This is a genomic window from Jatrophihabitans sp. YIM 134969 (assembly GCF_054456675.1).
This window is the reverse complement of record NZ_JBTJEQ010000013.1, coordinates 90,306-99,254: the sequence shown is the minus strand read 5'-3', so window position 1 is coordinate 99,254 and position 8,949 is coordinate 90,306. Positions and strand designations below refer to the sequence as shown.

The following is an 8,949-nucleotide window of genomic DNA, read 5'->3' as shown; positions in this document are numbered from 1 at the left end:
ATGCCGACGGCGGTGATGCCGACGGCGGTGATGCCGACGGCGGTGATGCCGACGGCGGTGATGCCGACGGCGGTGATGCCGACGGCGGTGATGCCGACGGCGGTGATGCCGGCGGCGGTGACGGCGGCGGTGACGGCGGCGGTGGCTGGTAGCCCGACGTTCGGATGGGCGACGCGGTGCGGTCGTCATTCTTCGAGGAGGACAACATGAGACTGAACCGCTTGGCCCAACTCGCCGGCCCGGTGTCCGCGATCCGACCGCCGATCGAACTCAACCCGGCGACGTTGCTCGTCGTACTCAAGAACGGCAAGGCCGATCGCATCGTGCGGCCGGGACGTCGTCACCGTCGCGTGATGGCGTTGCCGATGACCGGCACGCTCACGGGCGTCGTGGTGTCCACGGCCGGACACCTGGTCGAGGTGACGGTCGCCGACGTCCCGACCAACAGCGACTTCGCGGTGCCTGCCGTGGAGGTGCAGTCAGTGGTCCGTCTCGCCGAGGACGCCTCGGCCGATGCCGAGCTGATGCGCTACATCGACCGCGACGCGGCCAACATCGCCGAGCAGCTCGAGCCAATGGTGCTGACCGCGGTGGAGTCGCTGGTGCGCAGGGAGTTCTCGCGACACACGCACGAGGAGCTGCACGCCTCGAACCTCGTGGACCTGTTCCTCGCCGGAACCCCGCTGCTCGACGGCTTGTTCGTCCTGGAGTCGGTGCTGCACGTCAGCGCGACTTGGAACGAGCACTTCGTCACGATGTTCCAGAGCAATGCCGTGAAGGCGGCTGAGCTGAACCGGATCGCGCAGGAGACCGAGGTCGAGACGTTCGCGCAGCAGGCCGAGCTGATCAAGCTCCCGGGCGCCCGACAGATCGAACTCGAGCGCACCCGCGGCGAACTCGACGTCGTCAAGCTCCAGGCCGCTGAGCTCGGCGTCAGCCCGGAGCAGATCGCCAATCCAGAGATGTTCGCTGCGAAACTCGCCACCCAGGCCGATGTCCTGAAGACGCTCATCGAGAACGGTCGGTCGGCCGGGTCGGAAGCCGTGCGCCAGATGGTCACGGGCGGCGCGTGGAACACCCAGTCCCTGCCCACGGTTTCGGCGGGGCGCCGGCCCGAGGGTGGTTCCGCGGGCGCGAACGTCCTGCCGGCGGCGAACGCCGGAACGGACGACGACGTCCGCACGCCCGATCTGATGAGCGACGAGCGTCTCGGCGAGGTGTGGTCGCAGCTCGGGGTGGCCGACGTCGTCGAAGGCGATGCCGCTGCGGTCCGCGGTGGGCGGGCCGCGGTCCTGGTCGTCACGTCGGACACCGCGGCTCTCGAGGAGGTCCGGGCTCGCGCCGAGGCCCTCACCGCGGAACTCCTACGGGCGAGCGTCGAGCTGACCGTGATCCCGTACCGCCGTCAACTGGCTCCCATGATCGGCCAGTACCTCGCCCGTCGTATGGTCGAGCACGCCCAGGCCGTTGGTCGCTGCCGGGCCACGGCGGCCGGCGGGCTGCTCCGGCTTGGTCTCCCGCACGCCGAGACGCCGGCGGACGGGCGAGCTCTACGGCGGGCCATCAACGACCCGGACCAGCTCATCCTCGAACCGCTGACCCGGTTGCTGCCGTTCGACGCAATCGAGCTGTCGGCGTCGGCGTGACCGGTCAGGACCACGATGTACGCGGGACGGTGGCGCCGGTCGAACTCACCGTCGGGCGTTGGTACTTCGCCGTCGACATCCCGTGGCTGCCCGACCTGCTCGCTGACGAGTCCAACTCGCTGACCGGACGCCCGCTGGTCGAGGCGTTCGGACGTCAGGTCGGGATGTTGCGCGCCATCAGCATGGCGGCCAGGCCCGGATCGGCGTTCCAGCTGCGTTTCGTCTCCGGGGGCGACAACCCGGCAGGCGTGGTCTGCCACATCGTGGGCGCGTCCCGCTCGGTGCGGGACGCGGTCCACGCGGGAGCGTTGCTGTGTGCAGCGATCCCACCAGAGTTCCCGGCCGTGCCGGTACCAGCTGCAGAGGTCGCGGCGCGGGTGCGTCCCTTCGCCTCTGACCCCGACGCGACTGGTCTGGCCGAGATCCGCCGCACGGTCGAGCCGCTGGCACCGTTCGTGGAGGACCAGTCGCTGTCCGACCCGGTGCTCCTGCCGTGGAGTTGGTCGGCCCACGCCCTGCTGAGCAGCGTGGACCTGCTGCGTCGCCACGCCGGCACGACCATGCTCGCGGTCCACGTCGAACCCCGTCCCACCACGCCCGAGGCGCTGGAGTGGTTGCAGGAGGAGTTCGCGACCCTCGTCACCCACCTGCGTGACGTCGAGGAGAGCCCCATCCTCGCGACGGCCCTCAGGGCCTACAACGGGTGGCTACGAGACCTGCCTCGTAGCTCGGTGCACCTCCGGGTGATGCTCGCCAGTGACGTTCCGCTCGCGCCCGGTGTCCCGCAGATGGTCGGAGGGGATCTCTCGCGGACCTGGGAGGATTCCGGTCCGCGCGCCGTGGCCGGCAACTTCGACGTGTGTGTGCCTGCGTCGGAGACCGACATCGACTCGTGCCTGGTGCTGCTCGAAGAGCTGGTCTCCGACCCGTTCCAGACACCCGAGTCCGCGGAGCTGCGCGAGCTGCTGTTCCAGTTCACCCCGAGCGACGCCACCGTGGCGTTCCGGCTCCCGGTGGCTCCACGCGGCGGGCTCGACGGCGTGGCCACCGGCACACGCGGCACTCTCGGTCGCGGCCGGACGTGGTCACCGCGCCGTGACGGCGTCACCTCCGTCACGATCGGCAACCGCCCGGACGGCGGCGCGGTCGACCTCGAGCTCAGCGAGTTGAACCGCCACGTCCTGCTCGCCGGGCTCCCCGGGTTCGGCAAGACGACCACGATGCACGCCTTGCTCGACCAGTTGTCCGACCTCGACGTCCCGTGGCTGGTCATCGATCCGGCGAAGAGCGACTACCGCGCGTTGATCGAACTGGGACGCAAGCGGGGGCGGGGTGGCCGGGTGTACCGCCTCGGGCCCGACCACCCCGCGTTCAACCCGCTGGCCCCGCCGGAGGGTGTCGCCCCAGCGGCGTTCGCTCCACGGGTGTTGGCCGCCTTCGACGCCGTCCTCGGCTTGTCGTCGGCGTGGCCCTACGGGTACATGCTGTTGGGCCAAGCCCTCATGTCGACGTACGACGAACAGCCCGACGGGGCCTCGCCGACTCTCGGCGACCTGTACCGCAACGTCATCGTGGAGCTGCAGGGGCGTGGCCAGAGCGAGCGGACGCGCATGGACGCGGAGGCGTCTCTGGTCGGACGGCTCGAGTACCTCGCCGCCGGCACGATGGGCCGGGCGCTGCTCGGCGACCGGAACGCGGGCATCGACGTCGCTGGTCTGATGGCGGAGAACACCGTGATCGAACTCGGCGCTTTCGCCACGAGCGAGCAACGGGCGCTGATGTTCTCGCTCGTCATGGCCAACGTGCTGGCCTGGCGCGACGTCAACCGGGTGCCCGACCGGTTGGCGCACGTGACCGTGCTCGAGGAAGCGCACCGGTTGCTCCCGCCCGACGGCTCCAACGCGGGCGTTAACGCGTTCGTCGAGGCGCTCGCCGAGGTGCGCGGCGCAGGCGAGGGTCTCGTCGTCATCGACCAGGCACCCACGATGCTGCACCCCGGCGTGGCCAAGCTGACCTCGTCCATCCTCAGTCACCGCGTCATCCAGGCCGCCGAACGCGAGGCGCTGGGTAACGCGATGGTCCTGCACCCCCGCCAGCACGACGAGCTGGCGCGCCTCGGCCCCGGGCGGTTGATCGCCTTCACGGCCAACGCGCCCGCCGCCGAACTCGCCGACGTGACGGCGCGAACCGACACGTCGTTCCCGACGACGCTCGAACCCGAGCCGTCGCTCATGCCCTCGACATCGGTGCTCCCGGCCTGCGTGCAGTGTCACGTGCCGTCCTGCGTCGGCGATTCCGGCCGCTCGTACGCGGGGCACCTGTTGCAGGCGGCGGCCGCTGCGTCGCTTGAGGTCCCCGCCGATCCGTCCGAGCTCGCGGGGCTGGTCGACACCGTCCTCGACGACCCGGCGGTCTCGTACTGCGCGAGCGCGCACGTGCTCGCCGGCCGCAACGGTCAGACGCTGACCTCCCTACGTCGGGACCTCAGGCAGGCCCGCACCACGCTCGCCCGCGACACCCCGAAGCCCCGGAGGAATCCACGCCCATGACCGACTCTCCCGATCAGACGACCACGACCCGCTACGGCCAACACGTCGAAGCCGCCGACGGGGGAGCGCCGACACTGGCCACCGGCCTCGACATCGGCGGAGACCGCCCGGTCGGCAGGGAGGCCGTGCCGGCGCCAGCACGCATCTTCTACGACCTTCGGTTCCTGGCGGTCGCGGCCGTGGTGTGCGTGCCCGCCCTCGCGCTGCCCACTCTGTGGTGGTTGGTGGTCGCCGTGGCCTGGGCCGTGCTCGCGCTGGTGACGGGGTCGGGGTCATCTGCTCGGCGAGCTCTGGGCAATCTCGTCGGGGCGTTGTTGGGTGTGCTCGTCTCGGCCATCGTCGCGGTGGTGGTCGTCGGGCTCTTCGTCGGCGGCATCGCGGCGCTGGGCCACGTCGGAGAGCCAGGCTCGCACCTCTGGAGTGCGGTCCAGAAGGGCGCGGTGTCGTGGGCTCTCCGGTGGGGCCCCTACATCGGCGTGACCTGGTGGCTGGCCCGCGCGCTGCGCCGCCGCGCACCCTCGGTGTCGGGTCGCGTCGACGGGGTCGGGATCGGCGCTGTTCCGCTCGTCGGCGCCGCCCTCCTCGCCGTGTTCCTCACGACCCTGTTCCCGCAGAGCTGGTCGCCTCCGCTGGGGCTCACGGGACCCGGCATCAGCTCCGGGGTCGAGTCTCTGCGGGACCGGGTCGGCGGAGGACTCGCAGTCCACCAACTCGGTAGCCTGTGCGACTCGCTCCCGGTGACGGCCACCGAAGCCGACGGGGTCGTGACGATCACGATCGGGGTCAACGTGTCGTCCGGTCCGGTCCTCGCCGTCATCGCGCGCGCCCACAACCTCGCGAACCCCCTGCTCGACTCGTTCGTCGTCGTGGTCCGCAACACCAAGAACACCTACCGGGTCGACCGCGACGTCGTCGGCCTGCGCACCACGGTCACCTCGACCGCTCAACTGGGCGGGGGCGTCATCCACGTCGGACCGGTCGGTTCACTAGTCCGGCCCAACCCCCCGGTGGACCTCGCACCGACCTGTTGAGCTGAGAGGGGCAGCGCCGAGACCGGCGACGCGGCGAGACCCCGAGGGCCGCACCCGCTCCCGCAGTGCGGTACTCATGGAGGCGTGCCCGCCCGCCTCGACCACGTCACGTTCGTGGCGCACGACCTCGACCGCACCGCGGCGTTCCACGACCGGGTGCTGGGCGCCGCGGGGCTCGGCCGCGTCGTCGCGTTCCAGGACTTCGAGGACGAGGACGAGGTGGGCGAGGAGGCCGTCGGCTACGGGACCGGCGAGCGGGCGCTGCTCTGGCTCGTCGCCGGACGCACCCCGACCGCGGCGGCCCACGTGGCCGTGCGGGTCGACGAGCCCGAGGTGGTGGACGCCGTCGCGGCGGTCTCCGGCGCGCCGGCGAGGCACCGCGACCTCGACGCGCCGGGCTACTACGGGGTGGTCGTCACCGATCCCGACGGCAACACCGTCGAGGTGTTCGTCGCGAGGTAGGCGGTGGGCTCAGACGTCGACGTCGGTCGCGTGCTGGACGTCGGGCGGGCCGTCGAAGTACGGGCCGATGGCCGCCCGCCACTCGGTGAAGCGTTCGGTGCCGCGGAAGTTCTGCTCGTGCGCATCGACGGAATCCCACTCCACGAGTAACACGAACCGCGACGGCGACTCGATGCCGCGGGTCATCCGCACCGACCGACACCCGGGTGTGGTGGCCAGGATCTGCCGGGCGCCGAGGTACGCCGCGGCGAAGGCGTCCTCCTGCCCGGCGACGACGTTGATGAGCGCGACCTCGAGCACCATGCGGGCAGTGTGGCAGCCGAGGACGTCAGTCGCGCGTGCGGGCGACGATCGCCGCGGCCACCACGCACAACGCCGTCACGAACACGGCGAGCGTCACGACCGCGACCAGCAGCGACGTGGTGGTGACCAGCAGACCCGCACCGACGACCGGCACGGTCAGGCCGAGGTAGGCGCCGGCGAAGTAGGTGGACGTCACCTCGCCGCGCCGCTCCGGTGGAGCGATCGCGCCGACCTTCGCCAGGGTCGCTCGGAACGCGAACCCGACACCGAGGCCCGCGACGAGCACGGCGACGACCAGCAGCGGCAGCGAGGTCGCCACCACGGCGAGGACCAGCAGCAGGACCCCGACCGGTGTCACGGCGAGCCCGACCAGGTTGGCGGTGCGGTTCGCGAGCCGGCCGGCGAGCACCTGACCGGCCACCGCACCGGCGAGCAGCAGGAACGCGACCGCGCCGACCGTCTGGTGACTGCGGTCGCCGAGGCCCTCCTTGAGCACCTGCCCCGCGAGCGCCGTGCTGAACCCCAGCACCGAGAACGAGGCGAGCGCGGCCAGCGCGGCGGCCGCGAACGGGACCCGGATCTCGGGCGGCACCCCGAGCCGCTGCGGCTTCGCGCCCGCCCGCCAGCCGTCGGGGGAGTCGACGGTCTCGGGCAGGTCGACCTCGAGCACGAGCGCCACCGGCACGAGCAGCGCGAGGTGCACGAGGTACGGCAGCAGCGTGGGGTGCGGCAGGTGCTCGGCGAGCACGCCGGCGATCAGCGAACCGAGCCCCAGGCCGCCGAGGTTGACGACGGTGGCGAGCAGCCCCGCGTTGCGTCCCCGCTTGGTCGCGAGCTCGGTGAGGTAGGCGGTGAAGGCGCCGGTGGCGAACCCCGCCGACACGCCCGAGACCAGGCGTCCGACCAGGAGCAGCGGCAGCGACGGCGCGAGGTCGACGACCACGAAGACGGCCGAGCTCAGAGCGGCGATGACGACGGTCAGCAGCAGGACGCGCCGCCGCCCGACGTGGTCCGACAGCCGCCCGAGCAGCAGCAACGTGCCGAGCACCCCGATGGCGTAGGCCGCGAACACCACCGACACCAGCAGCGGGGTCAGCCCCAGTTCGGCCGAGTAGAACGCGTACAGCGGGGTCGGCAGGGTCGTGCCGATCATGGTGACCGCGAACAGGTAGGCGACCAGCGCCACGTGGCCGGCGCGCGGGGTGGTGGTCGTCGTGGTCACGGTGCCGGACGGTAACGACGCGGCTCACGCTCGGTCCGCCCGACCCCGTGGAACGAGGGCCGAGCGGGCTCAGCTCCAGGCGATCTCGCCGTCGCGGTCGACGAACCGGCCCGAGCCGTGCCCGGGCCCCTCGGTGGCGAGCGTGACGATGGCGTCGGTGCCCTCGGTGACGGTCTGCGGTCCGCTGTTGCCGTTGAACTCGGTGGCGGTGTAGCCCGGGTCCGCCGCGTTGACCCGGATGCCGGGGAACGCCTTGGCGTACTGGGTGGTCAACATGGTGAGGGCCGCCTTCGACGCCGTGTAGACCGGCGCGAGGTGGTGCGACTCCGGCCGTGACGGCTCGTGGGTGGCGGCGAGCGAGCCCATGGCGCTGCTGACGTTGACGATCACCGGGTCGGTGGATCGTTGCAGGAGGGGCAGGAAGGCCGTCGTGACGCGGACGGTGCCCGCGACGTTCACGTCGAAGACGTCGAGGACGTCGGTCCCGGTGAGATCGGTCGGGTCGCCGGCGGGTCCGGCGATCCCGGCGTTGTTGATGAGCACGTCGAGCGTGCCCTCGTGCTCGCGGACGTCGGCCGCGGCGGCGGTCACCGAGGCGTCGTCGGTGACGTCGATCTGGACGAAGCGTGCGCCGACGTTCGCAGCGGCCTCGCGGCCGCGTTCGGGGTCGCGCGCGCCGAGGACGACGGTCTGGCCGGCTGCGACGAGCCGGCGGGCGGTCTCGAGGCCGAGGCCCCGGTTGGCTCCGGTGATGAAGGTGGTGGTCATGCGATCCAGCCTGCGTCGGTGCGAGGGGCGCGACCAGAGACCGCCTGACGGTGGGACCGGCCGTACCACCCTCGCGGCGTCCCGGCCCGGCACACTCGAGTCGTGACGGCGACAGCACTGGGCTCGACCCTGCGCGCGTGGCGGGACCGGCTCACGCCGGCCGCAGCGGGCCTGCCGTCCGGTCACGCCCGCCGCGCCGCCGGGCTGCGGCGGGAGGAACTGGCCGATCTCGCGGGCCTCTCGGTCGACTACGTGGTGCGGCTCGAGCAGGGCCGCGCCACCACCCCGTCGGCCCAGGTGGCCGCCGCCCTGGCCCGGGCGCTGCGGTTGACCGACGAGGAACGCGACCACCTCTACCGGTTGGCGCAGTTGGCACCGCCGACGGACGGACGGGTCTCCGACCACATCCCGCCCGGCGTGCACCGCATGCTGTCGCGTCTCGGTGACGCCGCGGTCGCCGTGTTCGCCGCCGACTGGCAACTGATCTGGACCAACCGGTTGTGGACGGCGCTGCTCGGCGACCCGACGGTGTTCGCCCCGCACCGCCGCAACTTCGCCCGCGACGTGTTCCCGGTCGACGACCACGTGCCGGTGATGTCGCAGTGGCCGATGTCGACCGACGACGACGAGCTCACCCGTGTCGCGGTGGTGTCCGACCTGCGCCGGGCGACCGGCCGCTTCCCCGACGACCCGCGCCTGGCCGGGCTGGTCCACACCCTGCAGCAGGGCAACCCCCGGTTCGCCGAGCTCTGGGCGGCGGCCACCGTCGGCGCCCACCACGAGGAACGCAAGGTGGTCACGCACCCCGCGGTGGGCCCGGTGACGATCGACTGCGACGTGCTCACGGACGGCGGCGCCGAGCTCAAGATCGTCGTGCTCACCGCCGAACCGGGCACCGAGGACGAGACCAAGCTGCGGCTGATCGGTGTCGCCGGGGTGCCGGAGCGCGTCGTCGTCGAGGGCTGACG

General features: G+C 72.0%; 8 protein-coding genes. 5 read left to right on the top strand and 3 right to left on the bottom strand.

Features of this window, described 5'->3' with window-relative positions; genetic code table 11:
* Positions 1–206: 206 nt before the first annotated feature.
* The 4 genes from ACXR2U_RS09350 to ACXR2U_RS09335 all read left to right on the top strand — a co-directional run bounded on the left by ACXR2U_RS09350 (position 207) and on the right by ACXR2U_RS09335 (position 5,688).
* Positions 207–1,646, top strand: a complete 1,440-nt coding sequence (locus tag ACXR2U_RS09350; protein ID WP_458824700.1) for a hypothetical protein — start codon at positions 207–209, stop codon at positions 1,644–1,646.
* Between the two features lie 29 nt (positions 1,647–1,675).
* Positions 1,676–4,195, top strand: a complete 2,520-nt coding sequence (locus ACXR2U_RS09345) for an ATP-binding protein (RefSeq protein WP_458824699.1) — start codon at positions 1,676–1,678, stop codon at positions 4,193–4,195.
* A complete protein-coding gene (locus tag ACXR2U_RS09340; RefSeq protein WP_458824698.1) occupies positions 4,192–5,226 on the top strand; it encodes a hypothetical protein in 1,035 nt (344 codons plus the stop codon). The genes ACXR2U_RS09345 and ACXR2U_RS09340 overlap by 4 nt, the downstream gene beginning before the upstream one ends.
* Before the next feature lie 84 nt (positions 5,227–5,310).
* Positions 5,311–5,688 carry a VOC family protein gene (locus ACXR2U_RS09335; protein WP_458824697.1) on the top strand — a complete coding sequence of 126 codons (378 nt, stop codon included), beginning with the start codon at positions 5,311–5,313 and terminating at the stop codon, positions 5,686–5,688.
* A gap of 9 nt (positions 5,689–5,697) precedes the next feature.
* On the opposite strand, the gene ACXR2U_RS09330 is transcribed toward ACXR2U_RS09335, so the two are convergent.
* From ACXR2U_RS09330 to ACXR2U_RS09320, 3 genes are all read right to left on the bottom strand, one after another.
* Positions 5,698–5,991: an antibiotic biosynthesis monooxygenase family protein gene (locus ACXR2U_RS09330; RefSeq protein WP_458824696.1), complete on the bottom strand. Its 294-nt coding sequence runs from the start codon at positions 5,989–5,991 to the stop codon at positions 5,698–5,700.
* Between the two features lie 25 nt (positions 5,992–6,016).
* Positions 6,017–7,213 (bottom strand): MFS transporter, encoded by a 1,197-nt coding sequence (locus ACXR2U_RS09325; RefSeq protein WP_458824695.1) that lies wholly within the window; start codon positions 7,211–7,213, stop codon positions 6,017–6,019.
* Between the two features lie 69 nt (positions 7,214–7,282).
* Positions 7,283–7,981 (bottom strand): SDR family NAD(P)-dependent oxidoreductase, encoded by a 699-nt coding sequence (locus ACXR2U_RS09320; RefSeq protein WP_458824694.1) that lies wholly within the window; start codon positions 7,979–7,981, stop codon positions 7,283–7,285.
* A 102-nt stretch (positions 7,982–8,083) separates the two neighbouring features.
* Between ACXR2U_RS09320 and ACXR2U_RS09315 the strand changes: the two genes are divergently transcribed.
* A complete protein-coding gene (locus ACXR2U_RS09315) occupies positions 8,084–8,947 on the top strand; it encodes a helix-turn-helix domain-containing protein (RefSeq protein ID WP_458824693.1) in 864 nt (287 codons plus the stop codon).
* The last annotated feature ends 2 nt before the right edge of the window (positions 8,948–8,949 follow it).